The organism is Aegicerativicinus sediminis (genome assembly GCF_015476115.1).
Classification (GTDB): Bacteria; Bacteroidota; Bacteroidia; order Flavobacteriales; family Flavobacteriaceae; genus Aegicerativicinus; species Aegicerativicinus sediminis.
On record NZ_CP064295.1, the window covers coordinates 1,591,655 to 1,614,149 of the forward strand.

17 protein-coding genes are annotated in these 22,495 nt (G+C 37.7%); 10 read left to right on the plus strand and 7 right to left on the minus strand.

Annotated features, from left to right (window positions below):
* Window positions 1–214: 214 nt before the first annotated feature.
* Window positions 215–1,618: a Gfo/Idh/MocA family oxidoreductase gene (locus ISU00_RS06885; RefSeq protein WP_228853316.1), complete on the plus strand. Its 1,404-nt coding sequence runs from the start codon at window positions 215–217 to the stop codon at window positions 1,616–1,618.
* A gap of 5 nt (window positions 1,619–1,623) precedes the next feature.
* Here the strand turns inward: ISU00_RS06885 and ISU00_RS06890 are convergent, their stop codons facing one another.
* Together ISU00_RS06890 and ISU00_RS06895 are read right to left on the minus strand one after the other, a co-directional pair.
* The gene (locus ISU00_RS06890; RefSeq protein ID WP_228853317.1) at window positions 1,624–1,845 is read right to left on the minus strand and encodes a CDGSH iron-sulfur domain-containing protein; all 222 of its coding nucleotides are present in this window, start codon (window positions 1,843–1,845) and stop codon (window positions 1,624–1,626) included.
* Window positions 1,846–1,977: 132 nt separating this feature from the next.
* Complete coding sequence (locus ISU00_RS06895) at window positions 1,978–3,054, minus strand: glycoside hydrolase family 88/105 protein (protein WP_228853318.1); 1,077 nt, start codon at window positions 3,052–3,054, stop codon at window positions 1,978–1,980.
* A gap of 385 nt (window positions 3,055–3,439) precedes the next feature.
* Between ISU00_RS06895 and ISU00_RS06900 the strand changes: the two genes are divergently transcribed.
* The gene (locus ISU00_RS06900; protein ID WP_228853319.1) at window positions 3,440–4,543 is read left to right on the plus strand and encodes a ScyD/ScyE family protein; all 1,104 of its coding nucleotides are present in this window, start codon (window positions 3,440–3,442) and stop codon (window positions 4,541–4,543) included.
* Between the two features lie 127 nt (window positions 4,544–4,670).
* A complete protein-coding gene (locus ISU00_RS06905) occupies window positions 4,671–5,654 on the plus strand; it encodes a DUF1028 domain-containing protein (RefSeq protein WP_228853320.1) in 984 nt (327 codons plus the stop codon).
* A gap of 226 nt (window positions 5,655–5,880) precedes the next feature.
* Here the strand turns inward: ISU00_RS06905 and ISU00_RS06910 are convergent, their stop codons facing one another.
* The gene (locus ISU00_RS06910; RefSeq protein ID WP_228853321.1) at window positions 5,881–6,978 is read right to left on the minus strand and encodes a sensor histidine kinase; all 1,098 of its coding nucleotides are present in this window, start codon (window positions 6,976–6,978) and stop codon (window positions 5,881–5,883) included.
* Window positions 6,979–6,982: 4 nt separating this feature from the next.
* Window positions 6,983–7,747 (minus strand): LytR/AlgR family response regulator transcription factor, encoded by a 765-nt coding sequence (locus tag ISU00_RS06915; RefSeq protein ID WP_228853322.1) that lies wholly within the window; start codon window positions 7,745–7,747, stop codon window positions 6,983–6,985.
* A gap of 571 nt (window positions 7,748–8,318) precedes the next feature.
* Here ISU00_RS06915 and ISU00_RS06920 point away from each other — a divergent pair.
* The 3 genes from ISU00_RS06920 to ISU00_RS06930 are packed head-to-tail and all read left to right on the plus strand — an operon-like array spanning window position 8,319 to window position 13,795.
* Window positions 8,319–11,456 carry a SusC/RagA family TonB-linked outer membrane protein gene (locus ISU00_RS06920; protein WP_228853323.1) on the plus strand — a complete coding sequence of 1,046 codons (3,138 nt, stop codon included), beginning with the start codon at window positions 8,319–8,321 and terminating at the stop codon, window positions 11,454–11,456.
* Window positions 11,457–11,467: 11 nt separating this feature from the next.
* Window positions 11,468–12,931, plus strand: coding sequence for a SusD/RagB family nutrient-binding outer membrane lipoprotein (locus ISU00_RS06925; RefSeq protein WP_228853324.1), 1,464 nt, complete (start codon window positions 11,468–11,470; stop codon window positions 12,929–12,931).
* Between the two features lie 18 nt (window positions 12,932–12,949).
* Window positions 12,950–13,795, plus strand: coding sequence for a hypothetical protein (locus ISU00_RS06930; protein ID WP_228853325.1), 846 nt, complete (start codon window positions 12,950–12,952; stop codon window positions 13,793–13,795).
* A 172-nt stretch (window positions 13,796–13,967) separates the two neighbouring features.
* On the opposite strand, the gene ISU00_RS06935 is transcribed toward ISU00_RS06930, so the two are convergent.
* On the minus strand, window positions 13,968–15,218 hold the full coding sequence (locus tag ISU00_RS06935) for a serine hydrolase domain-containing protein (protein WP_228853326.1): 1,251 nt from the start codon (window positions 15,216–15,218) through the stop codon (window positions 13,968–13,970).
* A 236-nt stretch (window positions 15,219–15,454) separates the two neighbouring features.
* On the opposite strand from ISU00_RS06935, the gene ISU00_RS06940 reads away from it, so the two are divergent.
* The 4 genes from ISU00_RS06940 to ISU00_RS06955 are packed head-to-tail and all read left to right on the plus strand — an operon-like array spanning window position 15,455 to window position 19,930.
* Complete coding sequence (locus ISU00_RS06940; RefSeq protein ID WP_228853327.1) at window positions 15,455–15,910, plus strand: (2Fe-2S)-binding protein; 456 nt, start codon at window positions 15,455–15,457, stop codon at window positions 15,908–15,910.
* Window positions 15,911–15,940: 30 nt separating this feature from the next.
* Window positions 15,941–18,271 carry a xanthine dehydrogenase family protein molybdopterin-binding subunit gene (locus ISU00_RS06945; RefSeq protein WP_228853328.1) on the plus strand — a complete coding sequence of 777 codons (2,331 nt, stop codon included), beginning with the start codon at window positions 15,941–15,943 and terminating at the stop codon, window positions 18,269–18,271.
* A 32-nt stretch (window positions 18,272–18,303) separates the two neighbouring features.
* Window positions 18,304–19,320: an XdhC family protein gene (locus ISU00_RS06950; protein WP_228853329.1), complete on the plus strand. Its 1,017-nt coding sequence runs from the start codon at window positions 18,304–18,306 to the stop codon at window positions 19,318–19,320.
* Entirely contained in the window at window positions 19,313–19,930 is a 618-nt protein-coding gene (locus tag ISU00_RS06955) for a nucleotidyltransferase family protein (RefSeq protein ID WP_228853330.1), read from the plus strand. The genes ISU00_RS06950 and ISU00_RS06955 overlap by 8 nt, the downstream gene beginning before the upstream one ends.
* Before the next feature lie 22 nt (window positions 19,931–19,952).
* Here ISU00_RS06955 and ISU00_RS06960 read toward each other — a convergent pair whose 3' ends face one another.
* Complete coding sequence (locus ISU00_RS06960) at window positions 19,953–21,146, minus strand: glycoside hydrolase family 88 protein (protein ID WP_228853331.1); 1,194 nt, start codon at window positions 21,144–21,146, stop codon at window positions 19,953–19,955.
* Window positions 21,147–21,148: 2 nt separating this feature from the next.
* Window positions 21,149–22,468: a BNR repeat-containing protein gene (locus ISU00_RS06965; RefSeq protein ID WP_228853332.1), complete on the minus strand. Its 1,320-nt coding sequence runs from the start codon at window positions 22,466–22,468 to the stop codon at window positions 21,149–21,151.
* Window positions 22,469–22,495: the final 27 nt, after the last annotated feature.

Here is a 22,495-nt window from a genome sequence, read left to right on the forward strand (position 1 = left end):
TACTAAACTTACTCAAGAATAAGGTAATAGATGTCCAAAATTATCTATTGAATATTTTGTCGGATAATTTTAAGCAATCTCTCAAATGGACTAATTAAAAGTGCTTTATACAGGATACAACAGTATAGTTTTTATTACAAATACGGTAATTTTATGAGTTAGGGCCGGAAATTGCTCTTTTATCATTAATTATTTTAAAAACCGTGTTACCACTATGCAAAATTCCAGAAGACAATTTTTAACATCCATAAGTATGCTTGCAGCTGCAACCGCATTTCCACTCTCGGCATTTTCTTTTGGTACAACAAAAAAACTTAAGGTTGTCCTTGTGGGTACCGGTATTAGGGGTACCAGCTTTTGGGGACAACGGCTTGTACAAGAATATTCAGAAATTCTTGAGTTTGTAGGGCTTTGTGATAATAATCCTGGGAGATTGGAATTTGGTAGGAAGTTTATTGGTACCACTTGTCCAACCTTCCTTGATTTTGATGAAATGTTGGATAAGACTAAACCAGACTTAATTATTGTTACTACCGTAGATTCAACCCATCACCAATTTATTATTAAAGGTTTGGAATCTGGTTACGATGTACTTACCGAAAAACCATTAACTACGGATGAAACCAAAGCACAAGCCATTCTTAATGCCGAACGTTCGTCAGGCAAGAAATTAATAGTTGGCTTTAATTACCGTTGGAGTCCATATGCTACAAAAATTAAGGAATTATTGGCCACTAATACAATAGGTAAGGTAACCTCAGTAGATTTTCATTGGTATTTGAACACTTACCATGGAGCCTCTTATTTCCGTCGTTGGCACGGGCTTAAGGATAAAGGAGGATCACTTTGGGTGCACAAGGCCACTCACCATTTCGATTTGGTAAATTGGTGGTTAGACTCTGATCCTGCTGAGGTGTTTGCTTATGGTGATTTGGAACATTATGGTGTTAATGGGCCATTTAGGGGCCCTAACTGTAGGGATTGTCAGCATAAAACTAAATGCGAATATTATTTCGATATAACCAAAAATGAGCATTTAATGAATTTGTATGTCGCAAATGAAAAGCATGATGGTTACATACGCGACAATTGTCTTTTTAGGGAAGAAATAGATATCTATGATAAAATGTCTGCCCAAATTAAGTATGCAAATAATGTTAGTGTAAATTATTCCTTAACAACTTATTCCCCTTTTGAAGGATGGCGTATTGCCTTTAATGGTACTGGTGGACGTATTGAAGCTTCCTTAGATATTCCTTATGACAAAAAAGTTGAGGTGAGTCAGGCTGAAATGCATGCCAAGGAAATGGAACAAAATGCCTTGGAAGATACGAGTACAGAGAGTATTATCGTTCATAAACTTTGGAGTGATTATGAAACAATCACCGTTGCCACTGAACGCGGAGGCCATGGAGGAGGAGATGCCCGCCTACATGAAAAGATCTTTGTTTCACCCGATACTGAAGATGAATTTGGCCGTTCTGCCGGTATACGTGATGGTATAATGTCTGTTTTAATTGGAATAGCCGCAAGGAAAAGTATAGAGTCTGGAGACCCCATTAAAATATCAGATCTCACAGATTTAAAGCCTATGGCTAAACGAATTAAAGAGGTATAGAAATTTTAAGGTTTGGGTGGAAGGTCGAATGCCTCAGCCTCATGTTCAAAATAGTTGCGGTGACTGCCATCGCAAAATGGCTTGTTATTGGAGCGTCCACAACGGCAGAGCGATACTAGAGTTCTACCGCCTAGACCATAAACATTACCTTCTTTATCGACAATTTCAAAATCGCCATCAACTTTTACGCTGCCATTACTGAGTATAGTGAGTTTGGTTTTAGACATCTTTATTATTTTAATATTTGATGGTTAAGATACATGATTCAAATTAATTCCTTCCTGTTAAAGGCGCAAAAAAGTAAATAGTCTTTTGCTATATAAATCCATTCGTTTAAGGCCCAAGATTCTCTATTCTTTTTAATCTTTTGATAACGAAAAAGCCAGCCATAGCATTGGTGCTTGCCCATGAAAATCACCGACAATTGTTGGTCGATTCAGATAATAGTCTATATCTGTGCTTTGTCCTGTTCCAACACAAACATTTTTTATTTTCCCTTCTGGTGTTATAAATGTTGTAAGTGCATTCCAGGCTTTAATATATGCCTTCTCATAGGTTTTTTTCGGTAAAATTCCTTTATTAACGCCAGTTGCCATGGCAAAAGCAAACATGGCTGTTGAGGAGGTTTCTTTAAAAGAATCTTTACGGTTAATTAATTGATGCCACATTCCATCCTCTCCTTGATATTTCAATAAGGTGGTCATCATTTTTTTATAACCTGCCAATATGGTATTGTAGAATGGGTTATTGGGAGGTAAATCTATAAGCAATTCAGCTAATCCAGCTGCCACCCATCCATTTCCACGACCCCAATAGAAGGGGGCATTTTCACCGTGATAATATAATCCATTTGGTTGTTGTAATTTTTCAACATACGCATTTGCTTCCAAAGCTGCACGTTCAAGGTAGATACTTTTACCAGTAGCTCTAAAAGCTTGTAACTGTAAACTACAAACCATATACACATCATCTATCCAAAATCTTGTTTGGTTGGTAAGACCGTTTGGCAAGGGATTCTCCCATTGCCCATTGGCCAATTCCATTCCTTGATCTAAATAGATTTTCTTTTTGGTATGGATATAAAGTTCAAGAGGTAGTATGCCATAGACATTTGCATCCACATGATTGGCAGTGTTTGGAATAGATTCATCAATTACTCTGTCATAACGATCGCTGATAAGGATTAAAGTTTCCGTGTCATTTTTTTTGGCAGCTAATTTTGAGGCTCCATAAGCTGCACATACTTCAGCATAATGAACAGCCGTAACTCCTTCAGTTTTATACATCATAAAATCTGAACGGGAGAGTAAATCTTGAGTTACTAAATCTCCAACTACCTTTGGGGATTTTAACAATGTTGTTTCTGAGGGTGAATGCAAACCAGAACAGCCGTACAACAATATGCACGGTAAAATTATAGTTGAGTGAATTTTCATTATAAGATGTGAAATAGTAAAAAAAGAAAACATTTTGTTGCCTGACGAACCATTAAGGGTTTTGAATTCTGCGTTACTGGTCATTTTCGATTCATAATTTATATTAATCGATTAAGTAAGAGTTAATAATCCAATTTTTACCATTAATCTACACTTAAAGGCTAAATATCGCTGATTTTGGTCAGATTATCGTACTTGGTCGTTTACTCGTCAAATTTAGTGTATCTTTAAAATACTACCCTATAGAATTAGCTGATACTGATGTAGTTGTACTCCACAGCAACTGGATCTCCAGTTTTTGTTTCCCAAATTGAATCATTCCAACCTATTTGAATGTTGAATTACAAAATGATATTTAAATATTAATCAACTAAAAATTAATCCGATGAAAAATCACATTTATCTAGCGGTTTTAGGATCGCTCTCTTTAATTATTGCGGGCTGTAGTTCCGAGCCGGTGTCTCAGGCTGAATCTTTAGTAATTGAATCTTCTCTAGGGCTGAATGCAAGATCATTAAATGCGAGCCATATGGAAGAAGGTTCATTTGCCGGACCTTTGTTTGATCTAGCAACTTCACCTAATAATACCGTTTTAGTAGCAGATGCAGGAGCCGGTGTATCAAATGCCCATGGCGCTAATTTGTTTATGCTACCTGGTATTACCTCTGTAGCCCCAATAGGTACAGGAGTTATGTGGGCAGTAACTGGTGGTGCCCCCGAACCAACTGAAGATTCCGGACAAGGCCTGCATCGTGTTGGTCAAGGAAAAATTAGTAAGGTTGCAAATATTTTTGCCTTTGAAGAACATAATGATCCAGACGGTCATGGTGTGGATTCCAATCCCTATTCTGTAGCTGCGTTGAATGCAAGTGAAGCTTTGGTGGCGGATGCAGGTGCAAATGATTTGTTGCGAATTGATAATAAAGGAAATATAGAGGTTGTAGCCGTATTCCCAAATGAGTTAGTCTCCACGGAAAATGTAAAGAACTTGGTTGGTTGCCCAGAATCGGAAGAGGGCCTTTGCTTCCTACCCGATATGATGCCGGCCCAACCAGTGCCAACTTCTATTGCAATTGGTCCGGACGGCTATTATTATGTAGGTGAATTGAAAGGCTTTCCAGCACCTACTGGAGCCTCAAACATTTGGAAAATTACACCGGATGCTTCAGGGGCGATGTGTGGAAGCAGCCTAGACTGTGTTAAATTATTCAGTGGAGGATTTACTTCCATCGTTGACATGGTTTTCGGGCCAGATGGAAACCTTTATGTTGCTGAATTAGATGAACAGACTTGGTTTGCCGTTGAGGTTCTTCATGCTGGGGCGGGAGGAAATATTAAAATGTGCAATTTAGAGACTATGGAAGTAACAACAATTGCTTCTGGCATCCCTATGTTAACTGCTTTGACATTTGATAAGGATGGTAAACTTTGGGCAACTCAAAATGCTTTAATCCCAGGAATGGCAGAGGTAGTTGAAATAGCTTATTAAATAGGTTTAATTCTTAATTTAGATATAAGCAAGGCGGTCTAAATGCCTTGCTTTTTTATTTATTGAATTGTGAGCTAATTAATATCATTTTATTAATGTATTATATTTACAATTCAATCTATGGCCAATGAAAAAATCTTTATTTCAACTCCTTATTTTGATGGTTATTTCTAATGTTTTAGCCCAACACAAACCCACAGATCCATTTGCCCATACTTTTTCTATAGTTGCAAGAGATTCCCTTACTGGAGATTTAGCGGTTGCAGTACAAAGTCATTGGTTTAGTGTTGGCACCGTTGTTTCTTGGGCCGAAGTGGGTGTTGGAGCTATTGCCACCCAAAGTTTTGTAAATGTTTCCTTTGGGCCAAGAGGATTGGAATTGCTTAAAGAGGGGAAATCCCCACAGGATGTTCTAGAGCAATTATTAAAAGATGATGAAGGTAGGGAGGTAAGGCAAGTGGCTATAATAGATACTAAAGGTAATGTGGCAACCCATACCGGCACCAAGTGCATCGATTATGCAGGTCACACAAATGGGCCCAATTTTTCGGTTCAAGCAAATATGATGTTAAATGAAAAGGTAGTGCCCGCAATGAAATCTGCTTGGGGATCAAATTCTAATTTAAAACTTCCTGAACGCATGGTGGCCGTATTACAGGCAGCCCAAAGTGTTGGTGGGGATATACGCGGCAAACAATCAGCGGCTTTAATAGTTGTTAAAGGAAAAGCTTCAGACGAACCTTGGAACGATCGCTTGATTAATTTACAGGTTGCGGATCATTCCGACCCTATTGCAGAATTATCTCGTCTTCTAAAAGTGCATAGAGCTTATGAGTATATGAATGCTGGTGATCTTTATGTTGAAAAGGGGCAGATGGATAAAGCGATGGAAGCGTATAATTCTGCGATGAATATGTTTCCTGAAAATTTAGAAATGAAATATTGGACAGCCATTACCTTAGCAAATGAAGGCGATGTTGAAAAAGCAAAAGAGATGCTCAAACCAATTTTCAAGAAAGATCCTAATTGGAAGTTGTTAACGGAGCGCCTACCAAAAGTCGGTTTGTTAATTATTTCTGAGGAAGATTTGAACTCCATCCTAAAACTTTAATATAGGTAGATTCAATCAAAAATTGAAAATCTATTAATAGATAAAAAAAACCAGCTTAGGCTGGCTTTTTTTTGCTAATTCAAATAATCATCATATGAACCACAGTTAGCAGGTCCGTTTCCGATTGACTATTATAAATGTAGCTCAATAGTAGCCTCATGCCAGCTAAAATGATGTAAACCAATGGAATAATGATGTGAAAAGAAGCTCAAAAGATGCTTATTATCTAATCTTTAAATAGAAGGCGTGGAATTTCAATAAACGTTTCAACTCCTTCACCGTCAGCACTATTTTGTAAGTAAAATTCAAAATTATCTTGATAAAGTGTTTCCAATCTATCCTTAGTATTCTTTAAACCTACACCGCTATTAAAATAATCTTTTGAGGTATCAATAGCAGCCCCATTATTCCACACCCTTATTTGAAGATACTCGCTGTTACACTTAATGATGAGTTTAATGGTTAGGGAGGAATGTTGAGGAGAATACCCATGTTTCACCGCGTTTTCTATTATGGGCTGTATAATTAGAGGAGGTACCAAAAGTTTTAAGCAGCTGGGATTTATTTCCTTTTCTATGTTGAGATGGTCGCCAAAGCGTGTATGCAATATTTCTAAATAGGTGTTTAAGACTTCTAATTCCTTACGCAATTTTATGGTTGTACTTTTTGTATACAAAATATCCCTTAAAAAGCTACTTAAATCTGAAATTGTATTTTGGGCCTTTTGGGTGTCTATACTCATTAAACTAGAGATAGTATTGAGGGTGTTGAACAAAAAGTGAGGTTGTAATTTGCTGTTTAGTAGTTTGAGTTTTGTTTCTGTGAGTTGATCTTCTACCTGAATTCTGCGCTGTTCTGATTCACGAACCTGTTTTACATAATAAAATGTGTAGATAATACCTACCATGGCAAAATAAATGAGGAAGTTGAGGTCCAATACCGCAATAAAGGCAGCCAAACTACGCTTTAACTCATAGCCAGTATGTAGCTTGTCATTCAAAAACAGATTGAAGTCTGAAATTAATCGAATTAGAAATCCTATAAAAATAGAACCCAAAATATGAACGGCAATTATTATGGACCATGGTTTACGTTTTCTTATAAAATACTTTGTGCTTATAGCAATAAGTGTCATAAAACAAATCACCACTATCCAGTCTAAGACAAATCCACCTAACAATACGGTGCCGAAAGTACTACCGTCACGTCCGAAGCCCAACATGCTCAGCAAATATCCTTTTCCAATATATACGAGGTCAAATAGGGTATAGAAGACCGCTAATATGGCAATTAGCCGCCAATCAATAAATTTCCGAAGTTTCATTTTTTTATAATCCCAATTTCTTTAGAAAATCCTTTTTGTGTGATTTACTGACATGTAACAGACTTCCTTCGGTCATTTTGATATCTATTTCAGAATAATTTGAATGGATTATTTCTGAAATAAAATCGAGATTGATGATTGTAGAACGGTGTATTCTGAAAAATTGCTCATTATCCAAAACATCGTCTAAATTTTTGAGAGACTCTCGCAATAGGTACTTTTTGTTCGAGGTGATGAGTTCTGCGTAGTACCCAGATGCTGAAATATAAATGATGTCTTGAATATTGAGTAAAATGGTTTTATTGCCTTGCTTTATGGGGATTTTGTTGGAGGGGCGTGACTCTTGATTATTGTTTTCATGAAGCTTCATCAACTCCTCAAAACGCTTTTCAAAAGTAAGATCGCGTTCGGTATGGGTTAGTTTCCTAACCTTTTCTATAGTCTTGAAAAAACGCTCATCCTTAAAAGGTTTTAACAAGAAATCAAATGCGTTAAAATCAAAAGCCTTAATGGCATGAGAATCATATGCCGTTACAAAAATAACGGTAGGTTTAGGTTCAAAATCGATACTTTTTAACACATCAAAACCGGTCATGTCTTTAAGGTTAACATCCAGGAAGATAAGATCTGGTCGGTATTCTTTGATAGTAGAAATTGCCTCTTTTCCATTCGCACACTCCTTTATATCTGAAGAAAGATTTGTTTCTTCGAGCAACATTAAAACACGCTTCCTGGCTAGCGCTTCATCATCGACAATTAAAATCTTCATTCCAAGGCTTTGTATGGCAAGATACTTAAAACATCTTGAAGATTATTTCATTTTAAGGCAACTGGTATGTGGAATAAGGTCATTCAATTCAAAAACCAAATCACTCAGCTCAAAATTCAGTCAGTTCAGTGCTTTTTTAATAAATGAGCTTAGTTGGGTTATTTATGATGATTTGGTTAAAAATCTAAACGAATAACTTATAATTTGGTTTGGTTCTAAGTTGTTAATATCAAGGAATTTTATTCAATTTTTAGGCTAAGTAGAACCATAGTCATTTTGACTTAATCAGTTTGATTATCTCAACAAAAAATAAACAATTCCTCCTTTGCTTTGAAAATCTTTAAAGTGAGAATTGAGTCGTTTACTTCAAATTGATGGTGTTTGGTGGTCTAATATGAGTCGGATATAATTTTTAACAGGCTTAAAATTAATCAATTATATAGATGATTAGTGCTTCAAATCTTTTAATAGTCACTTCAAATCATTATCCCGTCGGTTCACTTCAAGACTCGAAATAGGCATTCAGCAACAGCCTAAATTGTACACTTACTAACTCAAATTATTTAATGATATGAAGAATTTTTATCGCTTTGCGGTGTTGTTGGTTGTGGGGTTATGTTACGGCCAAATGAGTGCTCAGCAAATGGATATTGGGGGCTTGGTTGTAGATTCTCAGGGTTTACCTCTACCTGGGGTGAACATATTGGTTCAAAATACAACTAGGGGCACCCAAACAGATTTTGATGGCGCTTATACTATCTCGGCTAGCACTGGCGAGCTACTGGTGTTTAGCTATGTTGGTTTTCAAACCCAAACCATAACTGTTGGTACAAATACCACCATCAATGTAACAATGATTGAAAGTACTGAAGCTTTAGACGAAGTGGTTATTACCGCCCTCGGACTATCTAAAGAGGAGCGTACTTTGGGATATTCTGCCCAATCCATCGGTGAAGATGATCTCTCCGATTCAAATCAAGGAAATATTGTAAATGCTCTTAATGGCAAGGTTGCCGGTGTTAATATCACAAATTCAAACGGTCAGCCTGGTGCCTCAGCCAATATTGTAATCCGTGGTTATTCCAGTATTTCTGGTAACAACCAACCGCTTTTTGTAGTGGATGGTTTGCCGATTAATAATAATACTGACAACGGCTCGGAACTTGGTGTTTTAGATGGAACCACCTTTGAAGATTATGGTGAAACTGTTGGAACTAACAGGGCGGCAGACATCGACCCGAACGATATTGAGTCCATTACAGTATTAAAAGGGGGTGCAGCCACCGCCTTATACGGAAATCGAGCCGTTAATGGTGCGGTTATAATAACCACTAAAAAAGGGAAGAGAGCTACAGGGTTGAATGTTTCGGTAAACACTAGTTATTCTTTTGACGTAGTAAATAAAACCCCAGATTTTACCTTTAAATATGCAAGAGGAAGAAGTGGACAATACTCTAATGTGACTCACTGGAGTTGGGGTCCTTCTTACGATAGTGATCCTGTTTTTCCATCAGGCACACTAACTGATTTAGATGGCGATGGAGTAACCGAAGATGTCTCAGGGCAATCAATTCCTCTATTCAAAAATAATTACAAACGTTTTTGGAGAGATGGGCATACCTTAAAAACTGCTGTCTCAGCTTCCGGAGGAAATGAACATGGAAGCTTCTACAGTTCTATTGGCCGTCAATACCAAGAGGGTATAGTGCCAAATTCTAGTTATGAACGAATCAATGCCACCATAAAGGGAGATTACCAAATCACTGATAAATTCCAGATTGGAGGTTATGCGACTTATGCAAATTCTAGAACCTCCTCTTTTCAAGGAGGTAATACAGCCTTCCAAGCCTTAGGATATTATCACCATATGTGGGATATACGTAATCGCGGTTGGAAGGATGCTCAAGGGAATAGAACATGGTTCAGTTCTACAGTTGCAGATATTAATTGGGTAGTTAATGAGGAAATAGAGGATTCTGAGGTTAACCGATTTATTGGCAGCGTCAACTTTAATTATGATTTTACGGATTGGTTGAAACTTTCCTATAGGGTCGGTATGGATAACTACAGTGATGATCGCAATTTGGTACGCCCCATTAGTTCGGTAAACACCACTAATAATCTCGGAGATTTATATGAGGTTCGTATTAATAATAAAGATTTTAACTCCGATTTGTTACTCACAGGTAAGTTCAACCTTACAAACAATCTTAATATGTCTTATTTGTTGGGGAACAATGTTTATGAAACGTTGTATGATCGCTTATTTGTTAAAGGCGATGGATTGTCGGTCCCGGGGTTTACAGATATCTCCAACGCCATCACGGTAACCGCTAATAATATTACAAGTCGCAAGAGAACTATAGGTGTTTTTGGAGAACTAAGCTTCGATTATGATAGCACTTTCTTTCTTACTGTTACTGGAAGAAACGACTGGTCTTCAACCTTGCCAGAAGGTGCTAATTCATTCTTCTATCCTTCGGTGAGTGGTGCTGTTGTATTTTCAGAATTATTGGGAGATTCTAACATTTTATCCTTTGGAAAATTAAAAGGGTCTTGGGCTGAACTTGGGAATGATTCGCAAGGTCTTTATGCCACTACAGATACTTATGCTAAACGAGATCCTAATGTATTGGGGCAACCGCGATTTACAGTAAGTAATGTTCAAGGTAATCCAGACATAAAACCCGAAATATCGTCAACTTGGGAAGTTGGTGCGGAGTTGCGTTGGTTCGACAATTTTGTAAACATGGATTTTACCTATTACAACCGCAGTACCGTCGATCAGGTAGTTCAAATACCCTTGTCTTCAACAACCGGATATGCAGCGTATTATGATAATGCCGGTGAGGTGCGCAACCACGGTATTGAAGCAATTTTAGGGTTTAATGATATTCTCCGTGGAGCAGGTAGTTTAAAATGGGATATGCTTTTCAATTTTTCAAAAAATGAAAGCGAGGTAATTAGCATTCCAGATGGATTGGATGAGATTATCATTGGATACGGGTATTGGAATGGTGCCAATCTAGTTGCCCGGCCCGGCTTGCCATATGGCACTTTTGTAGGATCGGGTTATAAGAGAAATGAGGATGGGGTATTGTTATTAGATGATAATGGCTATCCTCAACTAGCTACCGAAAATTTGGTTTTGGGAGACCCTAACCCAGATTGGATTTTAAGTATCAATAATAGTATTTCTTACAAAGGGTTCACTTTAAGTGCTGATTTGGAGTTTAGGCAGGGCGGAGAAATCTTGAATGACTCGGAAGCCTTTTGGGTCTATTCTGGATTGAGTAAAACTACTGAAGATCGCTTTTATGCTGCCTCGGACCCAAATGCGAATGCAACGGCAGTGTTTGATGGGATTATCGAATCTACAGGTCAACGAAGTGATGTCGCTGCTCCTTTGACCAATGATTATTACCACAACCTAAACTCTTTTGTAGATGAGGCCCATGTCGAGGATGCATCCTGGATTAGGTTGCGTAACATCAATCTATCTTATTCGCTTCCAAAGAAATGGTTGGAAAATACTGGTTTTACTGAAGTGAATATAAATCTGAATGGCAGAAACCTGTGGCTAGATACTAACTACAAAGGCGTAGATCCTGAAACAAATGCGTTAGGAGCTGGAAATGTGCAAGGTGTAGACGTGATAAATGCGCCAGGTACAAAGAGCTACGGATTAGGTGTCAACCTCAAATTTTAAAAATTGAAACGATGAAAAAACTAAGAATACTTCTTATTATAATCAGCATACTCTCAATTGAATCTTGTCAAAAAGAATCATTAACAGAGTTGAATATAGATCCTAATAACCCTGCCAACGTTAATATTGGCCTAACATTTACTGCCGGTGTTGACTACATTCTCTATAAATATGGCCGGTTTACAAACGGTACCGATTGGGATGCTTGGGCTGGACTATTTACCCAACAATGGGCGGGTAACCATGGCAGCGGTATAAATTATGACCAATACGATATAAGAAATAACGATGCGCTATGGGCGCGCTGGTGGGATGGACTTCTAGATCTTAAAAATGTTATCGAAAGGGGCACCGAACAGGAGGCCTGGACCCATGTGGCTGCGAGTAAAATAATATCTGCAGAAGCATTAGGTACTTTAACTAGCTGGTATGGAGATTTACCTTGGTCTGAAGCTTTACAAGGTGCAGTTAATCCAACCCCTATTTTCGATTCACAAGAGGAGATTTATAACAGTATGTTCAATCTCCTAGATGAAGCTATTGCAGATTTAGATAGGACACCGGCCGTAGTAATGGGTTCTGAAGATATTGTCTACAATGGGGATGCAACCAAATGGAAAGCCTTGGCCTATGCACTTAAGGCAAGGTACGAGAATCATTTCAGTTTAAAAGATCCTTCAGGTTCAGCAAGTAGAGCTTTAGCAGCGTTGGAACAAGCCAAGAATTTTGGATTTGACAGCTTTGCTTCAGATTTGAAGTTTACTTATGATAACACTGGAGAGTATCAAAATGGTTGGTATGATATGTTCGAAAACAACCAAATGATTGCTTCAGAAAATTTCATGAATCTATTAATAAGTACTAACGATCCAAGGAAATATTCATATTGGAATGATGTTGAGGTTACGGGTATGTTTGTAGGGTTTAATGGCAAACAGAGCGGTTATGGAACCTCTAACGTAAGTTTTTCTCCAATTGGCCCAAAAGGGTTTTACGGGGCGCCAACTTCGCCTCAACTGATAATGACCCATTTTGAATTATTGTTCATAGAAGCGGAAGCCGAATTTAGATTAAATGGAGCTACTGATAGAGCTGCTAATGCACTAAATGCAGCCATTGAGGCCCAATTAGATTTAGTTGTTCCTAACGACCCTGATTATGTGGTGGAGTTTATGGATTTAAAGCCAGATTATCTTGCAAATTATGCAAGTGAAACGGCTGCCACTGTTACAATGGAAAAGATCATGACAGAGAAGTATAAGGCAATGGTAACAATGAATAGTGAGGGATGGGTGGACGTACGCAGACATAGTTATATGTACCCAGATTATTTGGCCATACCAATTGATAAAAATGGGATACCTGTGGCGGATCAATTTATTCAACGAGTTCTGTATCCCCAAGAATCGATTAATACTAATCCAAACACGCCTAATACAGTTTCCATTTTTGATAAACTTTGGATTTTTCAATAATTGTAAAAAAAGAAAAACATGAAGAGTTATAAATACATATACATATTTTTTGCTATTGCAATCTTTTTGCAAGCCTGTGTGGTAGAAGATGGTGAAAATCCATATTACCCGCCAACTGCCTATGGGGTCTATCCAATAATATCGGATGTTCAAAATGGTTTTTTTGATATAGTCGATCCAAGTACTGCAGAAATTGCCTTTACCATAGCCCCGTCAGAATCTGGAGGCGCAGAGTCCAATGGAAGCGGTGAAATTCAAATTAACTTTAATGGAGGAGACTATATTAACTATGCAAATGTCAACTCCTTTCCACATACCGAGACGGTTACTTTAAACGAAGCTGCGGCGGCAACTGGTGTAAATGTTTCAAGCTTAACTTTGGATGATAGTTTTAGCTTTCGGTTTTATTTCCAACTGGTTGATGGACAGGAAATGACATCTGGAAATGTATTAAATGTTCCTATGAATTGTGCTTCAACACTTGCTGGCACACATACCTATGTTTCAACCAATCTGCAGGCAACCAACGGTTTTCCTTGTCCTACAGGAGAGGTAACTGGTACAGTAACATTTACAGACATTGGTGGAGGTAATTATTTGGTTTCTGATCTAGGATTTGGGCAGTACTCATCTTCTTGCTGGGATGATTCCCCAGCCACGAGTAGTAATGCCATATTTTCAGATTCATGTGGTAAGATAATTTCAGGTGGTCAAGACCAATATTCACTTACCTATATATGGGTAATAACCCAGGTTGATGGCCCAGATTTATACCTTAGTTGGACGAATGATTATGGAGATTCTGGTAATACGGTAATTACCCGAGAGGGAGGACAGGATTGGCCACCTTTATTTACTGATTAAACAATTTAATAAGAGAACCCATCTTGATGGGTTCTCTTATTTTTTACAAATACGTTTGCATAAAACTTGTCATTAAGGATAAAAATCACTTTTTTTACACCGTATTGTTTCATAAGCGATGCATTTTGATTAATAGCTGAGCCCATCCCCACACACGGTTGGGCTTTCTATTTTATTCTTGTAAAGGCCCGTAAACTGCATCTCTAAAACGTTTATGGAGTTTGCCATTAAAAGGAAAAACCTGAACAAAGAACACCGCGGTCAATCTGTTTTTAGGATCCACCCAAAACAAGGTGCTTGCCGCCCCATCCCAGAAAAATTCTCCAACCTCACCCATATTTTCACTCGCGTTAGCAGGGGGTCTTAGCCGTACAGCAAAATCGATCCCAAAGCCTACTTGACCTTTCGACGGTAACCAACTGCGTTTTGTAATATTTTCTGATAATTGATTTTTGGTCATAAGTTCCACCGTTTCAGGGTTTAAAATTTGTACACCATTTAAAGAGCCTCTGTTAAGAAGCATCTGCGCAAATTTCATGTAGTCATCTAAGGTAGAAGTTAGACCATATGTGCCATGTTTTAAGGTGTAATCGTGGTAATTATAGTCGTGGACTTGCTCATCCTTTAGTTGAACCAATTCCCCGCCGTCATCAATTCTATAACCGGCCGACATATATTTTCTGTCTTCAACTGGTACATAATAACGAGTTTTGCTCATATTTAATGGGTCTAAAACATGTGTTCTCACATAGTTGCCAAAAGATTCTCCAGAAAGACGTTCTACCAAAAGGGCTTGCACATTTACCGAGGGACCATATTCCCATTGGGTGCCTGGTTGAAAAAACAGAGGTATTTTCACCAATTCTTTTATCCATTCACTTAAGGTTATATTATTGTTTCCTAAATCTGCACTAGAGCGCAAAACGTTTAAAGGTTCAATATCACCTCCGTTATAGAAACCTGCCGTATGTCGAGTAATATCCCTAACAGTAATTGGGTTTTTTAGAGGTTCAGTAATTATTTTCCCATAGTTATCAGTTCCTTTATAAACCTTTAATTCTTTTAGTTCAGGGATGTATTTGGCCACATCATCATCCAGTTTAAATTTACCTTGTTCAAACAACTTCATTAATGCAACCCCTGCAACCGGCTTGGTCATAGAATAAATTTGTACAATGGTATTTCTTGCCATTGGGACTTCCTTCTCTTTGTCTGCGAATCCTACGGCCTTATAATAAACCTCCTTGCCATCTTCATAAATTAAGGCTGAAGTACCTGCCACCATCTTTTCTGAAACAAAAGAAAGCAAGGTAGAATCGATACGTCGCTTTGCTTCTGCATCAATAGTGGTTTGTGCCTGTGCAATGTTTAATATTAAAAATCCAAACACAAAAGCGGAGAATTTAAAAGATCTTCTAATCATAATGACTGTTGAAATTGGAGTTATTGGTCTAATTATCAAATAATAAGACGTTTAAAGGTAATAAAATGCCCGAAGTTTATTATTTACTTAGACGCTTTCTGTGTCAATTTATTTTAAATACAATTTAATGCTGCCTGGGATCTGAAATCTTAAAACCTTTCAATTGTTTGATTTTTAACACAGATTATCGGATATTTATAAGAATACAATTAATCGATATTCTAATAAATTTAATCATGGCGGTTTTTAATTTAAATGTTAACGGTAAGACACAACAGGTTGATGTTGATCCGTCCACTCCAATGCTATGGGTTCTACGAGATAACTTGAATTTGGTTGGTACCAAGTATGGTTGCGGTATTGCGCAATGTGGCTCGTGTACAATTCACTTGGAAGGGGTTGCAGTAAGATCTTGTCAATTACCAGTTTCAGCTGTTGGGAATCAAAAAGTGACTACTATAGAAGGTCTTTCTGAGCATGCAGATCATCCAGTACAGAAAGCTTGGTTGGAGCATGATGTTCCGCAATGCGGTTATTGCCAGGCAGGGCAAATAATGAGTGCAGCGGCCTTGCTTAAAAGCAATCCAAGTCCTACCGATTCAGATATAGAAGGCGCTATGAATGGCAATATCTGTCGATGCGGAACCTATACCCGTATAAAAGCAGCGATAAAATCTGCAGCTAATTCTTAATTAAAACCAACCTCTTTAAAAACTCAAAAAATGGCACTTATAAAAACAACTTTGGGAAGACGATCATTTATTAAAACATCGGCCCTAGCGGGAGGTGGATTAATGATAGGGTTTAGTTGGCTGGCATCTTGCGCGGAAGAAGCAGAAAAGAAAGAAATAGATGTTCTGGAAATGCCGAAGGAATGGTTCGAAATTAACGGTTTTATAAAGATTGGGGAAAATGGAGTTGTAACCATTATGTCGACCAACCCAGAAATTGGACAGAATGTTAGAACTTCTATGCCTATGATAGTTGCGGAAGAATTGGATGTGGATTGGAAAAATGTAATTGTTGAACAGGCTCCTTTAAATACTAAAGTTTACGATTGGAGTTGGGGGGCACAAATTGCCGGAGGCAGTCAGTCTATCCGTCAGGCATGGTTTGCACTTAGAAAAGCAGGTTTAGTGGGACGCCATTTATTAATGCAAGCGGCGGCCAATGCATGGCAGGTGCCAATGGAGGAATTAACAACTGAGGCTGGTACAATCCATCATAAAGGGAGCGGTAAATCTGCACATTATGGTGAAATGGCTTCTGCAGCAGCCCAATTGGAAGTTCCTACAGAATTTGAACATGCAACAAATGCCCAAGACCAATTACAGAAACAAATTGAAGGCAAGGTTAAAAATGTTGCTGATTTTAAAATTATAGGTACTTCCCGAAAAAATGTTGATGGCAAGAAAATAGTAACTGGTCAACCATTGTTCGGATTAGATGTACAAAAGGAAGGAATGTTAATAGCCATGATGATACATCCTCCTGCTTTTGGAAAACGTTTTAAATCCATGAACGCTGATTCGGTAAAATCGATGCCTGGTATTCGAGATGTATTTACTATTCAATCCTATCCAGAAGATATGATACGTGAATGGTCTGATGTGTCCATTTTCGATAATTTAGTTGTTTTGGTAGGTGATTCAACTTGGCAAGTTTTACAGGCTAAAAATAGCCTTAAGGTTGAATGGGAAGATAGTCCAGTGGTTGCTCAAAAGTCAGGTAGTTTTGGCGGAGGTGAAACAATTCAGGAATATCCGGCCGGCTTGGAAAGCACTTCCGATCATTTAAAAGCAATGGAAGCAGAAGCCCTTAAACCAGGAAAGGTTGATCGTAAAGATGGTGATGTTGAAGCTGCCTTCAAAAATGCTGCTAAGATTCTCGAACGTACTTATACAGCTCCATTTCTGGCACATAATACGATGGAACCTATGAACTTTTATGCAAATGTTCAAGGAGACCAGGTTGAATTGCTAGGCCCTATACAAACACCGGCTTCGGCACAGACTTCTGTGTCTAAGCGTTTAAATGTTCCTAAGGAAAATATTAGTGTTCAAATGACGCGAATGGGAGGTGGTTTTGGTAGACGTCTATATGGTAATTTTGTGGTGGAAGCCGCAGTAATTTCGCAGAAAATAGGAGCGCCAGTTAAATTGGTTTATACAAGAGAAGACGATATGACTTTTGGAACCTACCGTCCAACCTATCTTGCGACTTTCAAAGCTGGTTTAGATGATAATAATAACCTAATAGCATTAAAGGTAAAGGCTGGAGGTATTCCTGAAAGTCCTTTATTCGCAGATCGTTTCCCTGCAAGTGCGGTAGAAAATTATTTGGCAGAATCTTGGACTTTAGAATCAAATGTTACCACAGGTGCATGGCGAGCCCCAAGATCAAACTTTATGGCTGGTGCGGAACAATCCTTTTTGGATGAAGTTGCTGAATTAGCCGGGAAAGATCCGATTGATTTTAGGTTGGAATTATTGGATCGCGCCAAGAATAATCCTGTTGGTAATTGGAATATTGGTCATTACGATCCAGAACGTTATGCAGGTGTATTGAAGTTGGTTAAAGAAACCTCGGGTTGGTCTACAAATGATTCTGCCAGAAATAGAGGTGTAGCGGCATATTTCTGCCATAATTCTTATGTTGCCCAGGTAATGGACATAGAAATGAAAGAGGGTAAACCCGTTATCGAAAAAGTATATAATGCTGTAGATTGTGGAATAGTTGTTAATCCTATTGCTGCTACCAATATGGTTGAAGGTGGTTTAATTGACGGAATCGGACATGCAATGTATTCTGCAATGACTTTTAATAATGGTGTACCAGAACAAAGTAATTTTGATAGGTATCGATTAATACGGCATTCGGAAGCACCAAAAGAAATAAAGGTCGATTTTGTCAAAAGTGATATAGACCCAACTGGACTTGGTGAACCACCATTGCCACCAGTTATTGGCGCGTTGGCCAACGCCATGTATAAGGCTACTGGAAGAAGGTATTATAATCAGCCTTTTATTAGCGATCAAACATTTATTGGTTAAGTGTTCTATTTCCATTTTATGTTTGATGCCTAATGACTCACGAGGTTAAACAACTTTTTGAACAGGTTTATCATTGGCAATCCTTAGGTGTTAAATCTGTTTTAGTAACTGTAGTTGCTTTAAATGGCTCTTCCTATAGACGTCCTGGAGTAAGGATGCTCCTTAATGACAGAGGTGATTCTGTTGGTGCTGTAAGTGGAGGCTGTGTAGAAAAGGAAGTTTTTCGTCAAGCACAATCTGTATTAGATTCTGGTAATCCAAAGATGATGACTTATGATGGTCGTCTTCGCTTGGGATGTGAGGGTATTTTATACCTTTTGTTAGAGCGGATTGAAATATCAGAAGAGTTTTATTATAAATTTAAAGATGGTCTTTTAAAAAGATCCTCTTTCGAAATAGAGTCTTATTATTCTCTGGAAATTGGGGAAAACCCCTTACTTGGTTCCATATGTCATTTAAACGGTTCTAGTTACTCTTTATGTTCAAAAGGAACTATTAAAATTGATCCAGAATTAAATAGTTTCAGCCAAAAGTTCCCTCCTTTATTTCAATTGTACATTTTTGGAGCGGAGCATGATGCAGTTCAAGTCTGTAAAGCTTCGGTATTGCTTGGATGGGAAGTTACAATTGTGGCAGATCCAGACGAGCAGAAGACAATAGATTTCTTTCCTGGTGCCTCAAAATTGATGACACCTCTAATAGAGGATTTTGATGTTTCTCATTTGGATGCCCAAACAGCAGTTATATTAATGACGCATAGCTTTAATAGGGATCTACAATATCTTACTAGATTAATGGGCACTAATTTAGCTTACCTGGGTATGTTGGGTCCGATAACAAGAAGGGAACGGTTACTGTCCCTATTGATGGAATACCAACCAAATACCCCTTTTGAATTTATAGAAAGTCTCCATGCTCCCGCGGGAATCAATATTGGGGCAGAAAGTGCCTCGGAAATAGCCGTTTCAATTATCTCGGAGATATTAAGTGTAATTAGACAACAAGATCCTATGCCATTAAGGGAAAAAACGGGTAAAATTCATGGGTAAAATTCCTGTAATTCTACTTGCAGCTGGGGCAAGCCGTAGAATGGGAAGATCGAAAGCTTTATTGCCGTGGGGTAATACCACTCTCATAAAACACCAGCTAGAAGTTCTAAGTTCCTTAAATGAAGATATTATTGTTGTTTTGGGAGCCCATTCAGAAGAAATTTCACGAACACTTATTAATTTTCCAGTTCATATTTTGATAAATCCGGAATGGGAGCAAGGTATGGGAACATCTATCGCATATGCCCTCAAACATATTTCACAAAATATACCAGAAGCAACCGCAGTAATGATCTCTTTGGTCGACCAACCTTTAATTTCGGAAGCCCATTACCGCAATATTTATGACAAAATCAAAACAGGAATCTATAAAGCCATAATATCCAAATCTTCAAACGGATGGGAAGGAGTACCTGTAGTACTATCGAAAGATTATTTCTGCCAATTAATGACACTAAAAGGGGAGGAGGGCGCAAAAAAATTGATTAAAAGCAATAAAAAAGAGATTATTTCGGTGGATGCAGGGGATATGCTAGTAGATATGGATACCATTGATTCCTATCACAATCTCCATTATAGGTTTTTTGGGAATAAACCAAAATTGAATTAGAAATTTTACCCAGATTAAGATATTATTTTTCTAGAAGACTCCGGTATTTCATCAAGGCCTCAAGGAAATAATAATCAGCGTAGCTAAGTGGTACATTAACCTCTGATTCAGAAGGTAAATTGCCTACAGCATGTTTCAATAAAAACCCTCCATTTTCTATCGGTTTAGCCAAATATTCAGGACTCGATAGCGATGTTAGAATTTTAATGGCAACATTTTTATAATTTACCGCATCTGCTCCATCAACCACTGAGCTTAAATCTAAAAGTGAAGAGGCCATTATGGCCGCTGCAGAACTATCTCTATAAGCATCTGGAATGTTAGGGGCATTAAAATCCCAATAAGGAATGCCATCTGTGGGAAAATTGGAATGATTCAAAAGGAAATTGGCTATTTTTTTGGCTTGGTTAAGGTATTTTTTGTTCCCTGTTTTTTGATATGAACGAGTAAAACCGTATAAACCCCAAGCTTGTCCTCTTGACCAAGCTGATTCATCAAAAGCACCCTGTACCGTTTTTTTCTCTTTTATTTCTCCAGTTTCAGAATTGTAATTTACCAGATGGAAGGAGCTATTATCTTCTCTAAAATGATTTTTTATGGTAGTTTCAGCATGAGTGTCGGCAATATTTTTAAATGATGGATCACCACTGAATTCTGAAGCCCAATACAGTAATTCTAGATTCATCATATTGTCGATAATTACCTTAAAATCTGTATCGATATTAGAGTCCCAAGATTTTATGCAGCCAATTTGAGGATTGAATCTAGTAGCTAATGATTTAGCGCTGTTCATCAATATAGATTCCCATTTCTCACTTGGCTCAATTTCCATCAACTGTCCAAAACTGCAAAACATCATAAAACCCAAATCATGTGTTGAGGTGTTGAATTGTTCTTTTTCTAAATGGGTCATTTTGGTTTTGGCGGTATTCAATAAATCGTCATTTCTACTAAATTTATATAGGTATAGTAAGGATCCAGGATAAAAGCCACTGCACCACCAGCCCGAGCCAGAAGTTGCCAATATGTCGCCCTTTTCATAATAAGTTGTTGGGAATCGGTCTTCAGGCAGGTCTTTACCTATAAATTGATAACTTTTTACAGCGTTATCTAAGATCGTGTCTATTTGATCAATTGATAATTTTTGACTGTGGGCTGTGAATGAGTAAAATAAAATGATACCCAAAAGGCTCAATCTAGAAGGCAAATTTTTCATGGCTATTTAAGATTAGAAACTTCAATGATTTTTAGGGTGTCTTGAGGAATTTTTGCAACACCTTCTCCGTCTATTTGATTAACCCTTAAACCAAAAATATGGAGTTTTTGCCGTTTTCGCCACAGAAACTCATCTATATTAGGTTCCCAATCGCCATAATTATAATTAGACAGTGATTTTAAGACCCAACTTTGACCAGCATTTTTAGTTTGTAGTAATTCTATTTTATTTCCATGGTTGTCGTATCGTAGTAAAAGATACCATCTATTGCTATCATTTGCAGAAACTAAAATCTGTGGTCGGGAAATAGGGATTTTTTTTGTTCCGCCTCCACCCAATTGAAAATTATCAGAAATAAGCGGAATGTCTACTTTCTTCCATAACCCATTTTTAAGGTAGATAATTTTGTATTGAACATTCTTGTTTTCTTCTCTCCAATAAGTTGCTATAAATGGGGTTTCATTATGATCGGCAACCATGGAAGTTTGGTTGATCAAAGATGAGTTCGGAGGTATATTCCAAATGGAAGATAATGTTTTTTTGGTTATAGGTAAGGTTAAAGGATTGTTGTTGTAATCTTTCCATTCCTTGCCCCCGTCATCTGAATAAATATAGTAAAGGTCATGGTTTGTTGACGCATCCCATGTTTCTCTCCAAACCCATGAGAGATGTATTCTGCCCGCATCACTAACATAAGATTGCCAATATGGATTTCGCAGACCCTCGCCATCAATTAAAAGTGATTGTGTTCTTTGCCAAATTTTTTCTTTTTTATTGAAGGAGTTCAACACTAATTGCCCATTACCGGAAGCTCCATTGCGATATAAAAAAATAAGGTTTCCATTAGGCATTAATCTAAATTCGGGATAGGTAACCTTGTCTTCCAAATCACCAATCATCCGATCCAATCTTTCAAACTCTAAATTCATTGGAGAGCTGCTTATGGCATAGTTTAAAGCAGAATCATGATGATTCCATGCTAAATGTATATAGCCGTTTCCGTCTATTGCAAGACTAATGGAATTATGGGCGTCTTCGATATTTCCTTTGAATGGGGTTGAGACTGTAATCCATCCTCCATTGGGTAAATTGCGCTTTGCTAATATAAGTTGCCCCGAGTCGTTATAATAAGCAGTTATTTGGATATTGTCATTACTTACTATTGCAGCTTGTCTAAAGATTACTGTATTTACAGAATTGCCTGACCAAGCTTTTCCAATTGTTGTTTGTTGAATTTTCGGAGAGGCACATTCAAATAGAGTGACTGAAAAAATGAACATTCCCAACCAAGCTATTGATGATAATTTAATTGGGAATGTCACTGGCGATAATTATTTGATTAAAAATTT